Annotated in this window: 10 protein-coding genes, 2 tRNA genes, 3 rRNA genes and 1 pseudogene; 8 read left to right on the forward strand and 8 right to left on the reverse strand. The window is 38.7% G+C overall.

Going from position 1 to position 18124, the window contains the following annotated elements; genetic code table 11:
• Positions 1 to 275: 275 nt before the first annotated feature.
• A pseudogene (locus tag CMCT_RS07985) lies at positions 276 to 572 on the forward strand (SIS domain-containing protein); the annotation flags it as partial.
• Between the two features lie 460 nt (positions 573 to 1032).
• Here CMCT_RS07985 and rrf read toward each other — a convergent pair.
• The 5 genes from rrf to CMCT_RS08010 all read right to left on the reverse strand — a co-directional run bounded on the left by rrf (position 1033) and on the right by CMCT_RS08010 (position 6920).
• A 5S ribosomal RNA gene (gene rrf, locus CMCT_RS07990) occupies positions 1033 to 1151 on the reverse strand.
• A gap of 273 nt (positions 1152 to 1424) precedes the next feature.
• Positions 1425 to 4332 (reverse strand): 23S ribosomal RNA (locus CMCT_RS07995).
• A 502-nt stretch (positions 4333 to 4834) separates the two neighbouring features.
• Positions 4835 to 4911, reverse strand: a tRNA-Ile gene (locus CMCT_RS08000).
• Between the two features lie 128 nt (positions 4912 to 5039).
• Positions 5040 to 5115: transfer RNA gene (locus CMCT_RS08005), tRNA-Ala, on the reverse strand.
• Between the two features lie 294 nt (positions 5116 to 5409).
• Positions 5410 to 6920 (reverse strand): 16S ribosomal RNA (locus CMCT_RS08010).
• The 16S, 23S and 5S rRNA genes sit together here with 2 tRNA genes alongside, the layout of an rRNA operon.
• A gap of 537 nt (positions 6921 to 7457) precedes the next feature.
• Between CMCT_RS08010 and nikA the strand changes: the two genes are divergently transcribed.
• Genes nikA through CMCT_RS08035 form a run of 5 tightly spaced genes read left to right on the forward strand, consistent with a single transcriptional unit; the run spans position 7458 to position 12198 of the window.
• Positions 7458 to 8990 carry a nickel ABC transporter substrate-binding protein gene (gene nikA / locus CMCT_RS08015; RefSeq protein ID WP_176325102.1) on the forward strand — a complete coding sequence of 511 codons (1533 nt, stop codon included), beginning with the start codon at positions 7458 to 7460 and terminating at the stop codon, positions 8988 to 8990.
• Entirely contained in the window at positions 8987 to 9919 is a 933-nt protein-coding gene (locus tag CMCT_RS08020) for an ABC transporter permease subunit (RefSeq protein WP_034970370.1), read from the forward strand. Before nikA ends, CMCT_RS08020 begins: the two co-directional genes overlap by 4 nt.
• Positions 9916 to 10737, forward strand: a complete 822-nt coding sequence (gene nikC, locus CMCT_RS08025) for a nickel ABC transporter permease subunit NikC (RefSeq protein ID WP_034970369.1) — start codon at positions 9916 to 9918, stop codon at positions 10735 to 10737. Before CMCT_RS08020 ends, nikC begins: the two co-directional genes overlap by 4 nt.
• Entirely contained in the window at positions 10730 to 11458 is a 729-nt protein-coding gene (locus tag CMCT_RS08030) for an ATP-binding cassette domain-containing protein (RefSeq protein WP_034970367.1), read from the forward strand. The genes nikC and CMCT_RS08030 overlap by 8 nt, the downstream gene beginning before the upstream one ends.
• Positions 11455 to 12198 carry an ATP-binding cassette domain-containing protein gene (locus CMCT_RS08035; RefSeq protein ID WP_034970365.1) on the forward strand — a complete coding sequence of 248 codons (744 nt, stop codon included), beginning with the start codon at positions 11455 to 11457 and terminating at the stop codon, positions 12196 to 12198. Before CMCT_RS08030 ends, CMCT_RS08035 begins: the two co-directional genes overlap by 4 nt.
• Before the next feature lies 1 nt (position 12199).
• Here the strand turns inward: CMCT_RS08035 and CMCT_RS08040 are convergent, their stop codons facing one another.
• On the reverse strand, positions 12200 to 12574 hold the full coding sequence (locus CMCT_RS08040) for a RidA family protein (protein ID WP_034970363.1): 375 nt from the start codon (positions 12572 to 12574) through the stop codon (positions 12200 to 12202).
• A gap of 14 nt (positions 12575 to 12588) precedes the next feature.
• The gene (locus CMCT_RS08045; protein WP_034970361.1) at positions 12589 to 15810 is read right to left on the reverse strand and encodes a DUF748 domain-containing protein; all 3222 of its coding nucleotides are present in this window, start codon (positions 15808 to 15810) and stop codon (positions 12589 to 12591) included.
• A gap of 81 nt (positions 15811 to 15891) precedes the next feature.
• Between CMCT_RS08045 and cheQ the strand changes: the two genes are divergently transcribed.
• Positions 15892 to 16365, forward strand: a complete 474-nt coding sequence (gene cheQ, locus CMCT_RS08050) for a cheVAW transcriptional regulator CheQ (RefSeq protein WP_034970360.1) — start codon at positions 15892 to 15894, stop codon at positions 16363 to 16365.
• Positions 16366 to 16480: 115 nt separating this feature from the next.
• Positions 16481 to 17530 (forward strand): TRAP transporter substrate-binding protein, encoded by a 1050-nt coding sequence (locus tag CMCT_RS08055; protein WP_176325103.1) that lies wholly within the window; start codon positions 16481 to 16483, stop codon positions 17528 to 17530.
• Positions 17531 to 17556: 26 nt separating this feature from the next.
• Here the strand turns inward: CMCT_RS08055 and CMCT_RS08060 are convergent, their stop codons facing one another.
• A complete protein-coding gene (locus CMCT_RS08060) occupies positions 17557 to 18117 on the reverse strand; it encodes a Fe-S-containing hydro-lyase (RefSeq protein ID WP_034970357.1) in 561 nt (186 codons plus the stop codon).
• Positions 18118 to 18124 lie beyond the last annotated feature (7 nt).

Raw genomic sequence — 18124 nt, forward strand, 5'->3', positions numbered from 1 at the left:
GAAATATTTATCCTTATTGCCAATTAAATTTAAAACATGAGTGCATCGCTAAGTGATGCTTTATGCTCTTTTTCAAAATAGTTATCCTCTCACGACCAAAATTTATTATCTTATATTACCTAGAAAAATCATCGCCTTGATATCTATCCATAACTACAGCACCCTTGCTTGTAGCGGATAAAGACTTTACCCACATCTTGCGACTTAAGTACTTCTATGGCGATTTTTATCTCGCTAGCGCATAGAGAATGGTTTTTCGCAAATTTCCTTATCGTAACGACTACGGATATGACCTAGTCTTTTCTCGTCAAACACAAGCCCTTGCAAGAAATGGCGACTTGCTTGTAGCTATCTCAACTAGTGGCAATAGTAAAAACGTCCTAAATGCCATAGAAGTGGCTAAAAAACTAGGTGTAAAAACACTAGGACTTTCAGGCAAAGGTGGCGGAGCGATGAATGAGATGTGTGAGCTAAATTTAGTAATGCCTACAAATGATACACCACGCATCCAAGAGATGCATATTCTTTGCATACATACTATTTGTCAGGCTGTTGATGAAGCGATGAAGTAATAAGTTTAATTTTTAAGACTTGGTGGATTTTTGGTGCTATTTTACGCGTAGTTCTAAGTAGACTTATAATGAAGTTTGGTTAAATTTCTACTAGATATACTATTTGTGAATGCATTAAGTGTTTTTTAATATGCTTTTTACTTTCGCTTAATATCTCAAATGGAAATTTGAAATATTTTTAACTCTTTGCTTTACTTGGTAAATTTACAATGTTCTCTATATTTACATAATCCTACAACGCAAGAAATCTACAAACCCAAACAACACCAATTGATATAAATACTCTAAACAACACAATAATATTAAAAAACCAACCCTCTAAAAATAACTAAAAAATAAAAAAGTAAAAATTCTAGAACAATAAAACACTAGAAGTTTAAAACCTAAAAACAAATAAAAAAATTAAAAAGATAGAAACTAAAAAATGATTTTAAAAAGTAGCAGACAAATATAAACACAAAGCCCGCAGCGACCTACTTTCCCAGCACCCCAGTAAGGGGGAGTATCATCAGCCATGACGAGCTTAGCTTCTTGGTTCGAGATGGAGCAAGGCGTTTCCTCGTCTGTATAGCCACGAGCAGTGTTAAATAAAACTTACTCATAAGTCTTATTTAACACTGATTTGGTTTGTTAAGAGTAAAGCGTTTTAAAAAAACTTTTTCTTGTTTAAGGTAAATTCCTGCAAAGTATTTGCAAGAAAGATTGCAAGTATTTTTGGTTTAGACAAGGCGGATTTTAACGAAGCGAGGGAGCTACCTTATCGGTAGTGACCGAAGCTGAATTAAAATCTAACGCAGTATAAAGCAAAAAGACGTAGCAAGATTTTATCCTTAACAAGGAAGTGATGCTTAAAAAGATAAGCAAACGAGCTATTAGTACTGGTCAGCTAAATGACTTTCATCAATTACACACCCAGCCTATCAAACTAGTAGTCTACTAGAGCTCTTAAAAGAAGATTCATCTTGGAGTTGGCTTCGAGCTTAGATGCTTTCAGCTCTTATCACATCCGAACGTAGCTACCGAGCGATGCCCTTGGCAGGACAACTCGTACACCAGTGGTTCGTTCGACCCGGTCCTCTCGTACTAGGGTCAACTCTCCTCAATCTTCTTACGCCCACGGCAGATAGGGACCGAACTGTCTCACGACGTTCTGAACCCAGCTCGCGTACCGCTTTAAATGGCGAACAGCCATACCCTTGGGACCTGCTCCAGCCCCAGGATGCGATGAGCCGACATCGAGGTGCCAAACCTCCCCGTCGATGTGAGCTCTTGGGGGAGATCAGCCTGTTATCCCCGGGGTACCTTTTATCCTTTGAGCGATGGCCCTTCCACACAGAACCACCGGATCACTAAGACCGACTTTCGTCCCTGCTTGACGTGTATGTCTCGCAGTTAAGCTGGCTTATACCTTTATACTCTACGAACGATTTCCAACCGTTCTGAGCCAACCTTTGTAAGCCTCCGTTACATTTTGGGAGGCGACCGCCCCAGTCAAACTACCCACCAGACATTGTCCTACTTGCGGATAACGCAAGCTAGTTAGCTATCAGAATAAAAAAGAGTGGTATCTCAACAATGGCTCATATACAACTGGCGTCATATACTCAAAGCCTCCCACCTATCCTGCACATCTTTATCCCAATAGCAGTATCAAGCTGTAGTAAAGGTCCACGGGGTCTTTCCGTCTTGCCGCGGGTAGGAGGAATTTTCACCTCCACTACAATTTCACTGGATCCCTCTTCGAGACAGCTCCCATCTCGTTACGCCATTCATGCAGGTCAGTATTTAACCGACAAGGAATTTCGCTACCTTAGGACCGTTATAGTTACGGCCGCCGTTTACTCGGGCTTCGATCAAGAGCTTCGCATTGCTGCTGACCCCATCAATTAACCTTCGAGCACCGGGCAGGCGTCACACCCTATACATCCTCTTACGAGTTAGCAGAGTGCTGTGTTTTTGGTAAACAGTCGGGAGGGACTCTTTGTTGTAACCTTCAATGCTTACGGAGTAAATCCTTCACAAAGTTAGGCACACCTTATACCGAAGATACGGTGCTATTTTGCAGAGTTCCTTGAAGAGAGTTCTTCCACGCGCCTTAGAATACTCATCCCACCCACCTGTGTCGGTTTACGGTACGGGCAACATTATCTAAACTTAGAAACTTTTCTTGGCTCGACAGTATCAAGGATTCGTCATCCATTCCGAAGAACTTCAAACGCCTGTGGGGTCTCGGATAAAGAGTTACGGATTTGCCTGTAACTCAACCTACACCTTTCGACCAGCACTTCCATCAGCTGGCTCCTTTAACTCTAAGCGTCCTTCCATCGCACAATAATGTTGGCATTGGAATATTAACCAATTTTCCATCGCATACCCCTTTCGGACTTTGCTTAGGACCCGGCTAACCCTACGATGACGAGCATCGCGTAGGAAACCTTGGGCTTACGGCGTTGGGGATTCTCACCCCAATTATCGCTACTCATGCCTGCATGCTCACTTCTATCCGCTCCAGCGCTCCTTACCGGTACACCTTCAACGCTGAATAGAACGCTCTCCTACCACTTAGTAAAACTAAGTCTAAAGCTTCGGTACTCATTTTAGCCCCGTTATATTTTCCGCGCAGAATCACTAGACCAGTGAGCTATTACGCTTTCTTTAAAGGATGGCTGCTTCTAAGCCAACCTCCTGGTTGTTTCAGTAACTCCACATCGTTTTCCACTTAAATGAGATTTAGGGACCTTAGCTGTTAGTCTGGGTTGTTCCCCTCTCGACGACGGATTTTATCACTCGCCGCCTGACTGCTGTGATTACACACTAGGTATTCGGAGTTTGATAGGGTTTGGTACATTGGTGTATGCCCTAGCCCATTCAGTGCTCTACCCCCTAGTGTTACGACACAACGCTATACCTAAATATATTTCGGAGAGAACCAGCTATCACGATGTTTGATTGGCCTTTCACCCCTATCCACAAGTCATCCCATGGCTTTTCAACGCCAGCGGGTTCGGTCCTCCACCGGTTCTTACACCGGTTTCAACCTGCTCATGGATAGATCACATCGTTTCGGGTCTGCAGCATCTGACTAATCGCCCTATTAAGACTCGCTTTCGCTACGGCTCCGGGTTTCCTTAACCTCGCCAGACACCACAACTCGCAGGCTCATTATGCAAAAGGCAGTCCATCACCCTGATAAATCATAGGGCTCTGAATGATTGTAAGTAAATGGTTTCAGGTTCTATTTCACTCTGATCACCTCAGTTCTTTTCACCTTTCCCTCACGGTACTTGTGCACTATCGGTCTAGTAGTAGTATTTAGGGTTGGATCGTGGTCGACCCAGCTTCAGACAGGATATCACGTGTCCCGCCCTACTCAGGATACTGCTAAGTAAAACATCGCTTTCATATACGGGAGTATCACCCTCTACGCTTAACCTTTCCAGGTTATTCTATTAGCTTTGTTTAGTCTATATTGCAGTCCTACAACCCCACTAGTAAACTAGTGGTTTGCCCTCTTACGCGTTCGCTCGCCGCTACTAGCGTAATCTCTATTGATTTCTTTTCCTGTTGGTACTAAGATGTTTCAATTCCCAACGTTCGCTCCATTATATGGTAACTGACATCTCTATCAGTTGGGTTGCCCCATTCAGAAATTCCCGGATCAAAGCCCCTTGACGGCTCCCCGAGACTTATCGCAGCCTGGCACGTCTTTCATCGCCTCTACTAGCCAAGGCATCCACCACTTACTCTTAGTAGCTTACCTTTTATTAGTATATGTTTATATTCTAATTCGCATCACTTCCTTGTTAAAGATAATATTTTTTTAACTTCGCAGACGAACAAGTCCGTCTTTGCGACCAAAGAGCTACGCCCTTTGGAAACCCCTAAAGCACACCAACGCTTTCGGCGTTGCCGTAAATTTTAGTTGTTTGCCTTTTATTACTACATCTAAATTTTAAACTCCAAGACGGAAAGCATTGACAGATACAATGGATAAGTTTTAAATCCCATAATATCTTGTGATGTCAAACTTTTGCATTTAATGCAAGAGATTAAAATCTTAGATCTTTAACAAGTCCTGTAAAATTGTTTTTATTAAAACTTGCTTGTGACTCTTAACAATGATAAATAAATGAACATTTAGATTAAAAAATCTAAATCAAATTTTTAGAATTAAAAACTTGATTTAGATTTCTAAGTTAAACCAATTAAACCCTTTTTATTGGGGAGTGAATTATAGCTAATAAAACTTATAGTAAGCTTTATGGTGGGCCTAACAAGACTTGAACTTGTGACCTCACCCTTATCAGGGGTGCACTCTAACCAGCTGAGCTATAGGCCCTCTTACTCGTTCTTTTTCTTTACACTTCTTTAAAGCTCACTCACAACTGCGTTACGTAGCATATCTACGCTCCTTGTCGCTCGGTCGCTTTTCATCGTTTAAAGAAAAAATAACTTCGCATACTATTATGGTGGAGAATAGCGGGATCGAACCGCTGACCTCCTGCGTGCAAAGCAGGCGCTCTCCCAGCTGAGCTAATTCCCCTTCTTGCTCATTATTTTTCATTATACTTCGTTGAATTTTAATAAATCTGCGGTCATTACCAATAAGGTAACTCCCTTGATTTTTTAAAATTCACCTCGTCTAATAAAAAATAATATCACAACGATATCTTTAAAAATTTAAAAAGCAATAACTGAATTTTAAAATAAAAAAATACAATTGCTTTAAATTTCAGAGTATCTTTATTAGCTGTCAATCTTTCAAAACTAAACAAGGATCAATTGAGATATTCCTTTATGAACTGATAGTTGTGAGACTTATCAGTTTGTACTCTAGAAAGGAGGTGATCCAACCGCAGGTTCTCCTACGGTTACCTTGTTACGACTTCACCCCAGTCGCTGATTCCACTGTGGGCGGTAGCTAGTTTAGCATTCCGACTTCGAGTGAAATCAACTCCCATGGTGTGACGGGCGGTGAGTACAAGACCCGGGAACGTATTCACCGTAGCATGGCTGATCTACGATTACTAGCGATTCCGGCTTCATGGAGTCGAGTTGCAGACTCCAATCCGAACTGGGACATATTTTATAGATTTGCTCCATCTCGCGATATTGCGTCTCATTGTATATGCCATTGTAGCACGTGTGTCGCCCCGGACATAAGGGCCATGATGACTTGACGTCGTCCACACCTTCCTCCTCCTTGCGAAGGCAGTCTATTTAGAGTGCTCGGCCTAACCGTTAGCAACTAAATACGTGGGTTGCGCTCGTTGCGGGACTTAACCCAACATCTCACGACACGAGCTGACGACAGCCGTGCAGCACCTGTCTCAACATTCTAGCAAGCTAGCACTTCCGTATCTCTACAGAATTCGTTGGATATCAAGTCCGGGTAAGGTTCTTCGCGTATCTTCGAATTAAACCACATGCTCCACCGCTTGTGCGGGTCCCCGTCTATTCCTTTGAGTTTTAATCTTGCGACCGTACTCCCCAGGCGGTATACTTAATCCGTTAGGTGCATTACTGCCAAGACTAGCTTAGCAACAACTAGTATACATCGTTTAGGGCGTGGACTACCAGGGTATCTAATCCTGTTTGCTCCCCACGCTTTCACGCCTTAGCGTCAGTTGAGTTCCAGCAGATCGCCTTCGCAATGGGTATTCCTGGTGATCTCTACGGATTTTACCCCTACACCACCAATTCCATCTGCCTCTCCCTCACTCTAGATTATCAGTTTCCCAAGCAGTTCTATGGTTAAGCCATAGGATTTCACAAGAGACTTGATAATCCGCCTACGCGTCCTTTACGCCCAGTGATTCCGAGTAACGCTTGCACCCCCCGTATTACCGCGGCTGCTGGCACGGAGTTAGCCGGTGCTTATTCGTTAGGTACCGTCATGGTTCTTCCCTAACAAAAGGAGTTTACGCTCCGAAAAGTGTCATCCTCCACGCGGCGTTGCTGCTTCAGGGTTTCCCCCATTGAGCAATATTCCCTACTGCTGCCTCCCGTAGGAGTCTGGACCGTGTCTCAGTTCCAGTGTGACTGATCATCCTCTCAGACCAGTTATGCGTCATAGCCTTGGTGAGCCATTACCTCACCAACTAGCTGATACAATATAGCCTCATCCTATGCCGAAAAACTTTCCCGACTTAACTTATGTTAAGAAGGAGTATGGAGTATTAGCAGTCATTTCTAACTGTTGTCCTCCTGCATAGGGCAGATTAGCTATACATTACTCACCCGTGCGCCACTAAGATTAAATAGCAAGCTACTTAATCTCCGTTCGACTTGCATGTATTAGGCACGCCGCCAGCGTTCACTCTGAGCCAGGATCAAACTCTCCATATTAATTTCGCAGATGAGCAAAGCTCATCTTTACGACAAGGAGCTACGCTCCCTTGACCCACCTAAAGAATATAGATTGCTAACGCAATCAAATAACAATGTTTTTAAACATTATCTTTAATCTAGGTCAAATGTTATATGAAGTTTTTAATCTAAAAACTTTTGTTTTTTATTTATTAGTTTTAGTTTGCTAAAATAAGCAAACTGGCTCAATCGATCACTTGTTTAGATTTCAAAGATTGACTAATAGTTTAACATTAATAATTTAAAAGAACAACGATAAAAAAGAAAGGCTTTATTAACTCAGAAGGTTAAAGGTGGTTTCTCTCAACTCGTGAGCTGGAATTATATAAGAGAGTTGCTTAAAAGGGGCTTAAAAAATATAAAATAATATTAAAATCTAAAATAAATACATTCTATGCAAAAATTAAAATTTATAATATATAATGTAAGCAAAATCTTCATAGAATATTGACAAATAATACTAAAATATATATAATGTGAATAAACTTATTTTTATATTATATTTTAGGAGTAATTATGTTATTTAGAGCTTTATTAATATTATTAGCATTAATAATACAAGCAATAGCGCAAAATACGCTAAATTTTGTAACTTCAAAAAATGTTGGCGAGCTAAATCCGCATCTTTATTCGCCAAATGAGATGTTTGCACAAGATATGCTCTACGAGGGGCTTTTTAAATACGATGAAAATGGCACCATATCGCCACTTTTAGCCACTAATTACCGCATAGAAAATGATGGCAAACGCTATATTTTTACGCTTAGAGACGATGTGTATTTTACCGATGGGGTGAAATTTGACGCGATTGCGGTAAAGGCAAATTTTGACGCCATTATAGAAAATAGAAAAAGGCATAGTTGGCTAGAACTTGCAAACATTATACAAAGTGTTGAAATTTTAGACGACAAAACTATCGCTTTAAATATCCTAAAACCCTATGAGCCAACGCCAAAAGAGCTAAGTTTAATACGCCCATTTCGCTTTATTTCGCCAAATTCCCTCATCAACGGCTCAAGCAAGGACGGGATAAAAGCACCAGTAGGCACTGGCAAATTTAAGCTTGAAAGCTCAGTTGCTGGAGTGAGCGATACATTCATCAAAAATGAAAAATACTGGGGCGAAGCAGCAAAAATAGACAAAATAGTAAGCAAAGTTATACCATATCCAAGCACCAAAATTTTGGCTTTAAAAACAAAACAAGCGGATCTAATCTACTCAAGCGAACAAATCCCACTTGACGCTATAGAGAGTCTAAAGAGCGAATTTAACGTAGAAATTTCAGCACCCATAAACACACTAGTCATCGCCATAAACTCAAACAAATTTCCAACAAACAACCTAAGCGTGAGAAAAGCCCTAAATATGGCGGTGGATAAAGACGCTCTTGTAAAATCTGTATTTTTTAACACTCAAAAAAAGGCGGATTTTTTGTTCTCAACCACTCTTAAAAACTGCGACGTGGGCCTAAAACCATACGAATTTAACACTAAAATGGCAAATGAAATTTTAGAGCAAGATGGCTATAAGATGACAAAAGACGGCATAAGAGAAAAAAATGGTCAAAAACTTGAGATAAATCTCGTATATATCGGCACTGACGCTATTAAAAAATCAATTGGCGAAATTTTACAAAATGATTTTAAGAAAATTGGTGTAAAACTATCGCTAAAGGCTGATGAAAGTAGCATATTTTACAAAAAACAACAAAGCGGAGACTTTCATCTAATATTTAATGAAACCTGGGGTGTGCCATACGATCCTGAAATTTTCCTAGGCTCGATGAGAACGATATCGCACGCCGATTATCAAGCACAGCTTGGATTAAAACAAAAAGCCGAACTTGACGCAAATATAACCAAAATTTTAGATGGCTCACAAAATAGCGCCAAACTCATCAAAAGTGCCTTAAAAACGCTACACGATGAGGCAATATACATACCTATTAGCTTTGAGACAAACATCGCAATTAGCTCTAAAAATTTAGACGGAGTAAATGCAAAAGCCATAAGCAACCACGTTCCGTTTGACAAGATGTTTAAAAGATGAAAATTTTAATCATAAAGCGTATATTTTTTGCCATTTTCACGCTACTTGGCGTGTCGTTTGTGGTGTTTTTTATTCTTAGATTAAACGGCACCGACGCGGCACTTAGCTATCTAACCGCCTCAGGCATAGCCCCAACAAAAGAGGCCTTAGCTGAAGCTAGGGCGTATTTAGGGCTTGATAAACCATTATTTATGCAGTATTTTTTGTGGCTAGGCGACGCGCTTAGGCTAAATTTTGGCATATCTTATATAACCGGCAAAGAGGTTTCGCCATTAATGCTTTATTATTTTAAAAACAGCATTAAGCTCGTGCTTTTATCGCTTTGTTTTACGCTCGTTTTCTCGCTTATACTTGGTATAGCTTCAGCATTTAAAAAAGATCATTTTATCGACCATTTTACTAGATTTTTCGCGTTTGTCGGCGTTAGTGTGCCAAATTTTTGGCTTGGGTTTGTTCTTATTAGCGTATTTTCTGTAAAATTTCAGCTCTTGCCACCTTTTGGCTCTGGCACGTTTTTGCACCTCATAATGCCAGCATTTGCGATGAGCCTGATGTCGCTTTGTATAAATGCCAGACTTATTAGGGCAAATATCCTAAGCACGATGAGCCAACGACACGTGCTTTATGCAAAAATGCGTGGGGTTAAAGGCAGTGAGCTAACATTTAAATTTATCCTAAAAAGCGCCCTTTTGCCTGTTATAACAGCCGTAGGTATGCACTTTGGAGAGCTTTTAGGAGCAGCGATAGTTGTTGAAAATGTCTTTGCTTATCCTGGTGTTGGCACATTTATCATAAATGCGGTTTCTAGCAACGACTACCCGGTTATACTCTGTTTTATGATACTTTTTTGCGCGGTCTTTATCGTTAGTAATATAATCACCGACATACTTTACATACTCATCGATCCAAGGCTAAGGCATACAAAATGAGAAAATTTCTACTCATATTTGCTTGTTTCACGATAATTTTAATGCTTTTTCTAGCGATATTTGCACCACTTATAGCCCCTTTTGATCCGACTGCTATAAATTTAGAAGCTAAATTTTTAGATCCAAGTCAAACATATATCTTAGGCACAGATCATCTTGGCAGAGACATATTCTCAAGGCTTATTTATGGGGCAAGAGTATCGTTTTTTTGCGTCTTTTTGACACTATTTTTAGTGCTAGTTTTTGGTGGTGTGGCTGGTGGTGTGGCTGGTTTTATGGGCGGAAAAATAGATCAAGCATTAATGAGAATTTGCGATCTATTTTTTGGTATTCCAACCATAGTTTTAGCACTTTTTTTAGTCAGCATATTTGGCTCAGGAACTCTAAATATCATAATAGCCATTGCCATTACGCACTGGGCGTGGTATGCAAGATTTATAAGATCGATAGTCTTAAGCCTAAAAAACAAAGAATACGTCCTAGCAAGCAAACTTTGTGGGGCAAGTGGAGTTGCAAATTTTAAACAAAATATGCTAAGAGTCATAGCCTCTCAGTGCATAATCCTTGCGACGCTTGATATTGGGCATATTATGCTTCATATATCAGGGCTTAGTTTTTTAGGGCTTGGTGTAAAAGCACCAGACGCTGAATGGGGCATAATGATAAGCGATGCGAAGGAATTTTTATTTAGTGCTCCACATCTGATTTACTATCCAGGCATTGCACTATTTTTGTGCGTTGCAAGTTTTAATATCGCTGGAGATTATCTGCGTGATAGGCTAGATAGTGGCGATTTTGAGGAGTTAAGCAATGCTTGAAGTAAAAAATCTAAGCATAAAAGCACAGGATAAAATAATCGTAGATGATATAAGTTTTAGCCTAAAACGTGGCATAGTAACCGCACTAATTGGCAAAAGTGGAGTGGGTAAAAGCCTTTGTGCCACCGGAATTTTTGGAATTTTTACAAACGGCACAAGTGGCAAAATAACGCTAAATTTTAACAACGAGCCAGTAAAAAATCCAAGCAAAATCATCTCAACCATAATGCAAAATCCACGCACCGCATTTAGCCCAATTTTAAGCATAAGCTCACACGCCAAATCTATCCTAAAAGCAAACGATATGCTAGATCAAAATTTCAACCAGCTTCTAAAAACAGAGCTAAAAAATGTCGGTTTAAAAGATGAAGTAGCAGATAGATATCCGTTTGAGTTAAGTGGCGGAATGCTTCAACGTGCGATGATAGCACTTGCCTTGATAACAAAACCGAAATTTTTAATCGCAGATGAACCTACGACCGATCTTGACGCGATTACTCAGACTGAAATTTTATCGCTTCTTAGTAAGCTTGTAAAACAAAAAAATATGGGTTTACTACTCATAACTCACGATTTTGGCGTTATAAATGCTTTTGCTGATGAAATTTTAGTGCTTGAGGATACAAAAATAGTAGAAAAAGCAGACAAAAATGAAATTTTTACTTCGCCAAAAAGCAAAAGTTCGCGCGAACTTTTAAACGCATACGAGGCGTTAAAATGATACTAGAGTTAGATAAAATTTCTCACTACTACCACGCAAGTTATCTCTTTAAACACACTCACGAGCCAGTGCTTGATGAGATAAGCTTAGATATCAAAAAAGGTAAATGCACAGCACTAATGGGTCGCTCAGGTAGCGGTAAAAGCACATTGGCTCATATTATTATGGGGCTTTTAAAGCCTAGTAAAGGAGAGATAAAATTTGACGGATCGACACTTTTGCTAGATACACTTAGCCAAAGACGCAAATTTTACTCACAAGTCCAGCTCGTGTTTCAAGATCCAATCAGTGCGGTAAATCCACGTTTTAGCACAAAAGAGGTGTTATGTGAGCCGTTAAAACATCTATTTGACCTAAAAAAAGATGAGATGAGTACTAGGGTGGAGCAAATTTGTGAGGTTTTATACATAAAAAAGAGCCACTTAGAGCAAAGAGCTTTAAACCTAAGTGGCGGCGAGCTTGGGCGAGTTTGCCTAGCTCGTGCGATGATAGTTAGGCCCAAACTTCTTATCCTTGATGAGTCGCTATCTGGTTTTGATCTCGCCCTTAGCCTTGATATTTTAAATTTCTTAAAGACCTTAAAAGGGCAGATGAGTTTTATATTTATCACTCACGATCTGCGTCTGGCACGAAATTTTGCCGATGAGATAGTCCTGCTTGAAAACGGCAAAATCGTCGAAAAAACAGACTGCGAACTTAAAAGCGAATTTGGGCAAAAGCTACAATCAGCAGTTTTGTAGCTTACAAAACTGCTATCGTTTCTATCTCAACCAAAGCATCTTTTGGTAAGGTTTTTACCGCAACTGTGCTTCGTGCTGGGAAATTTTCACTAAAATAAGTAGCATAAATTTCATTCACAGCGGCAAAGTCGCCCATATCGGCTAAAAATATCGTCGTTTTTACAACGTTTGTAAAATCCAAATCAGAAGCACAAAGTATGGCTTTTATATTCTCCAAGCTTTGCTTGGTTTGCGATTTTACATCAGAGCCTGCAAACTCGCCATTTGGCTTAACGCCAAGTTGCCCCGAAACAAATAAAAATCCGTTTGTCAAAACAGCCTGTGAATACGGCCCGATCGCCTGTGGCGCGTTGTTTGTGTGTATTATTTTTTTCATTTTATCTCCTTGATTTATCTCTTCTCAATACCCATAGGAAGTGGGATATAAAGTTGCATTTGCGAATTTACCTTCTGCGTTTTGTCGCTAATTTTTATCTGCTCACTTGGCACACCAGCCTTTATCATCACCTCTTGCAAAGCCTTAGCACGAGATATTGCCAGTTCATCTAATGCACCAGATGAGATTTTTTTATTCTCTATAAGTGCTTTGTAAATATCAGGCACAGGCGTTTTAAACTGCTTTTTAGCCATCTCGTTTATCACTTCAAGATCATTTTTAGTAGTGCCTGCAATCATTGAAATTTCCCTATCCAGTAGACGCTTTTGAATAGCAAATTTATCAACAACCTCATCAAAAGCCGGAGAGATGACAAAAATAACGTCATTTTTACTCTTTGCTATTTGGGCAAAATTTTCTATCTTTTTAGATTGAGATTGCATAACATCGTCGCTTCCAGCAGTAAAATCAACCGACGAAAGCTCATCAGCATTAGAGATACCAAGGACATTGCCAAGTAGCCTAAACGGCGAAGTGACAACATCTGTAAAAATTTGCAAAATAGCCTTTATCACGATACCACCGTAGCTAAATTCTGGATTATCAAGGTCGCCTTTGACTGGTAAATTTAAATTTATTACATTATTTGAGTCCTTAAGAACAGAAATAGCAAGTGAGAGTGGCAAACTCATAGCGTCCTTTGACTCGACACTCTCGCCAAGTTTTATAGTGTCAATCTTGATGTCGTTTTTACCCTGCATTTTGTGATCTTTAATGTCATAAAACAGATCCAAATCAAGCGTCCCGCCATCTATCTTACGCCCAACAAATGTCGCAGAATACGGCGTTGCCTCGCTTAGTTCGATGTCTTTAAATTTAAGCGCTATTTGGCTAAATTTTTTAGGATTAAACGCGTCTATTTTTATATCCAAATTTGCACTTCCACCACTTCCTACAACGCCGTTAGATACGATATTTGCTACTCTATTACTTTCGATTTTATCAATATTTGCATTTAAATTTTTAATACCAATCATAAAAGGTAAAACCAAACTTTCATCACCAAAATCAACACTGGCATTGCTTAAACTCACATCTTTTATGCCAAATTTAAACGACTCTGTGCTGTCGCTACTTTTACTGCTTTTGTCATCTTTTAAAATTTTGGCTAAGTTAAAACTCCTATCTTTGCCAACCCAAGCCTTTATAAACGGCTCTTTTAACTCAACTTTATCAAGCATTACACTCTTTGTATCTAACTTAATTTTTTTAATATTTAAAGATTTTAATGCTGCTATTTTTGTACCATTTTTATCATCGATTGATAGGTTATCCAAGGCCAAATTTCCACCCACTTTTACACTCTTATCAAGCGTCAAATTGGCATTTATCTTAGCACTTCCACCTGTTATTTTTGCGTTTAGATACTGGCTAGTTAGAGAATTTAACCCCGCTAACTCATCTACACCTAGCTTTACATTTAACTCACTTGCAAACGGCTCAAGTGCTATTTTTCCAGATAAATCTAAGTTTATACTTTCGCTTGTGTTTAAATTTATGCCAACTTTAAATGGCTTTGTAAAATCGGTAGAGAGATCTGAAATTTTTGCATTTTTTACTAAAATTTTATGTTTTAAAGGCTCTTTTAAAAAGCTTTGAGTTATATTTGAACTTGCATTTAAAATATCGATATTTTCAATGTTTGCTACAAATTTACTAGCATTTTTACTAGGCTCTTTTTTTGATTTTTGATTTAAAAATTTTAAATTATTTATGGCTTTTGACCCATTTTGTCCAATCTCATCATTAAAAAACAGAGAATTTATAGCTATATTTTTTACCAGCAATGATGTATTTAAGGTATCAAACTCGATTTCATTAATGCTCGTATCTAAAAATCCAGCAAAACCTTTTGCTTTAGAAAATAGTTCCAAGTTGCTTAGTGTGGCACTTTTAAGATTTACTTTATCATCTTTTAGCCCTAAATTTAGCCCCTCTAAAGATTTTAAGGCTGCAAATTTTTCATCTTTAGCATTTAAGCCGACAAAAGATGAGCCAAATTTGGGCAAATTGATTAAAATTTTACCCTCTTTTGCCACGTAACTTATATCAAGCTCGTTTGCAAATACAGCGTCAATAGCTAGGTCAAACTCGCCACTCTTGAGGCTTGTTTTTGTCACATTTATATCCTTGACATTTAGGCTGTAATTTTCGCTTAAATCCTTTCTTAGCGTTGGTTTTATAAACTTTATGCCTGTAAGCGAGTTTTGATTAAACGCCAAGCTGTCTGAATATATCTCATCTAGCGATAATTTTAAGCTGTTTTTGCCACTAAATTTACTATCTAAATTTAGATTTTTAAATCCAAGATTTTTTAAAACAATATTGTCACTTTTGCTAGAAACATTAACATCTCTAGCCAAAATTTCTGACTCCTTAAGATTAAGCCCAACTCCAGCGCTATCGATATCTACGCTATAATTTAATCTGGTATCTAAAAAACCTTTGCTGATATTTATATCGCTATCTCCGACATAGCTTTGCCAAATTTTATCCATTTTAAGACCAGCAAATTTTATATCTCCGTAAATTTTAAGCGGTTTTAAGCTCACACCGCCTTTCCAATCAAACTCATCAAAGAGCGTAGAATTCGTGTCTAGCGTGTGTTTGCCGACACTATGCTCCTTTAAATTTACACCCTCTATCTCGTAGCTTATATCCTTTAAATTTACAATAAATGGCTTTTTTAGGCTATTATCAGCATATCTTGCGTCGCCATTTATAAGCTTAAAGCTATTTAGCGTGATATTAAAAAATCCATCATCACTCTCGTCATCTTGTGTAGAACTATCGCTTAGCAAACTCTCAAAGTTAAAACTAGCGTTTTGCTCTCTTTGGATATTTACATAGGGCTCATTTAGTCTTAAAACATCAATGTTTATATTTTTAAAAAACAGCTCTCTAAAACGAAGCGAAAGGTCAAGCTCATTAACGCTAAAAATTTCAGTGTAAGTAGAGAGTTTAACGCCAGTTGCATTTAGCTCAAATGTGTATGGGTTAAATTTTGCTTCTTTTATTGTTAGGGTCGCATTTTTATCAGCTAAAAATTTTGGAGCTATATCCTTTAAAATCCAAGGCACTCCAAAAAAGCCAAACAGCGTGTAAAACAGCACGAAAGTCACGCAAAATATGACAAAAAGGCTAGTTTTTTTATAGTTTTTGTATAAATTTTTCAACATTTTCCTCTCTTGGATTTTAAAAGATTATATCAAAAATAGCCCAATTTGTGTTAAAATAGGAAAAATTATAGGGGTAAAATGAAGCTAATTTTGGCACCAAACGAGTTTTTAGACGAGTATATTTTGGCTTGTGAATTTTATAATATCGCTGGTATCTCATCAAATGCGTATCTATTTTGGAAAAATGCCATCTCGGCGAAATTTGAGAACTCTCGTGTAGTTTTTTTATACAAAAAATCCATACCAAAAAAATATGAAAACATTCTGTCAAACTGCTCAGACCTTAACGGGCTAGTTCTTAGCTCGACCTTTTGCTCTTTTTGCGGACTTGCTAGTTCTCATCTGACACGCTCAAATGGCTCAAAATTTTATGAACTTGTGCAGATAAAAGAGATTTGCGGTATAAAATTTGTAAATCTAAAGAAATTTTATGATGATTTTGGGCTTGATTACAACCTTAGAATTTACATAGAAAAGTGTAAATTTTTCTCGCCTACACCATTTGAAAAACGCATAAGGCTCACTGATACGCTTTGCTTGGGATATTATTAGTCAAATTTTACATTTTTACTCACTAAGAAAAAAATATACGCTTTAAAGTTTTATTAGCTAAAAAATATAATGTAAAAATCGTATAATCTAGCAAAATTAAAACAAGGGAGAGAAGATGAGAATTTTAACAGCACTTACAATGAGTGCTATTTTAGCAATCAGTGCGGCAGCTAGTGAAAAATACAAACTAAAACTGGCAGCAACTTATGAGAGCAATGTTCCGGTTTTAGGAGAAGCACCTAAGAAATTTAAAGAACTTGTTGAGAAGATGAGTGATGGGCGTATCGAGGTTAAAATCGACTACCCATCAAAGCACAAAGCTGCATTTGCCGTGCTTGATATGGTAAAGAGCGGACAATACGATATAGGTTATACGGCAAGTTACTTTTACAAAGGCAAGGACGCAAAACTAATGCTTTTTACAACCGTACCATTTGGGATGAACGCGGCTGAGCAACACGCTTGGTATAACTACGGAGGCGGTAAAGAACTTGCCGATAAAGTCTTTGCTCAGTATAACATAGTGACGTTTTTAGGCGGAAATTTTGGAGTGCAAATGGGTGGCTGGTTTAAAAAAGAGGTAAAAACCCTTGATGATCTAAAAGGGCTTAAACTACGTATGACTGGTCTTGGCGGAGAGATAATGTCAAAACTTGGCGTTAATATCAACACAATCCCGATAGGCGAACTATATATGGCTCTTGAGATGAACACCATTGACGCTGTTGAGTGGGTTGGACCTGCACTTGATGTGAGTTTTGGCTTTGAAAAAGTAGCACCATACTACTACACTGGTTGGCAAGAACCTGCTAGTGAGAACGAATTTTATGTTAATAAAACACTCTTTGATAAAATGCCAAACGACCTAAAGGCTATCATAGAGGCGGCAACAAAGGTGGTATCAGATTTTGTTTATGAGTATGCAAATTACCAAAATGCCCTAATGCTTGATAAAATTTCAAAAGAGTATCCGAATGTAAAAATAGTATCATTTTCTCCAGAGATAATGGGTGCGTTAAAAAAGGCTACTGATGAAATTTTAGATGAGCTAAGCCAAAAAGATCCGATGTTTAAGGAAATTTTAGACTCACAAAGAAAATTTATGAAAATCGGTAGAGAGTGGAGTAAAATTTCAGATTACGCATATATCAAAAATCAAGAGTAGTTTAGGCGGGATAGCCCCGCCTTTTTTTAAATCTCTTTATACGGAGATTGACCAGCTTCATAAAAGTTATTACCCTCGCTGTCAATCGCAACAATCGCTGGAAAATCAACGACACTTAAACGTGCTATCGCTTCTGGTCCTAGATCCTCGTAAGCTAAAACCTCGTATTTTTTGATACTTTGGCTAATTAACGCTCCAGCACCGCCGATAGCGACCATATAAACACATCCTGATTTTTTCATCGCATCCACGACCGCTTCTGATCGGTAGCCTTTACCTATCATACCATTTATACCCACTTCGTTTATCATCGTTGGCGTGTATTTATCCATTCTACCGCTTGTTGTTGGACCAGCAGCACCGATGACTTCACCGGGCTTTGCAGGGCTTGGGCCAAGATAGTAAATCGTTTCACCTGCTAAATTTACAGGCAACTTTTCTCCACGTGCCAAGGTTTCGGTTAATGCCTTGTGAGCGGCGTCACGAGCGGCGATGATTGTGCCGGTTATTAGCACGTTATCCCCTGCTTTTAGGCTTTTTACGACATCTTTATTAAATGGTGCGGTTATTCTTTTTATCTCTGACATCTTTAAT

The sequence above is a fragment of the Campylobacter mucosalis genome (assembly GCF_013372205.1).
Classification (GTDB): Bacteria; Campylobacterota; Campylobacteria; order Campylobacterales; family Campylobacteraceae; genus Campylobacter_A; species Campylobacter_A mucosalis.

Excerpts from the sequence above, each read along its gene's own strand:
- nikA (WP_176325102.1), top strand. The coding sequence starts at position 7,458 with ATGTTATTTAGAGCTTTATTAATATTATTAGCATTAATAATACAAGCA.
- CMCT_RS08020 (WP_034970370.1), top strand. The coding sequence starts at position 8,987 with ATGAAAATTTTAATCATAAAGCGTATATTTTTTGCCATTTTCACGCTA.
- nikC (WP_034970369.1), top strand. The coding sequence starts at position 9,916 with ATGAGAAAATTTCTACTCATATTTGCTTGTTTCACGATAATTTTAATG.
- CMCT_RS08030 (WP_034970367.1), top strand. The coding sequence starts at position 10,730 with ATGCTTGAAGTAAAAAATCTAAGCATAAAAGCACAGGATAAAATAATC.
- CMCT_RS08035 (WP_034970365.1), top strand. The coding sequence starts at position 11,455 with ATGATACTAGAGTTAGATAAAATTTCTCACTACTACCACGCAAGTTAT.
- CMCT_RS08040 (WP_034970363.1), bottom strand. The coding sequence starts at position 12,574 with ATGAAAAAAATAATACACACAAACAACGCGCCACAGGCGATCGGGCCG.
- cheQ (WP_034970360.1), top strand. The coding sequence starts at position 15,892 with ATGAAGCTAATTTTGGCACCAAACGAGTTTTTAGACGAGTATATTTTG.
- CMCT_RS08055 (WP_176325103.1), top strand. The coding sequence starts at position 16,481 with ATGAGAATTTTAACAGCACTTACAATGAGTGCTATTTTAGCAATCAGT.
- CMCT_RS08060 (WP_034970357.1), bottom strand. The coding sequence starts at position 18,117 with ATGTCAGAGATAAAAAGAATAACCGCACCATTTAATAAAGATGTCGTA.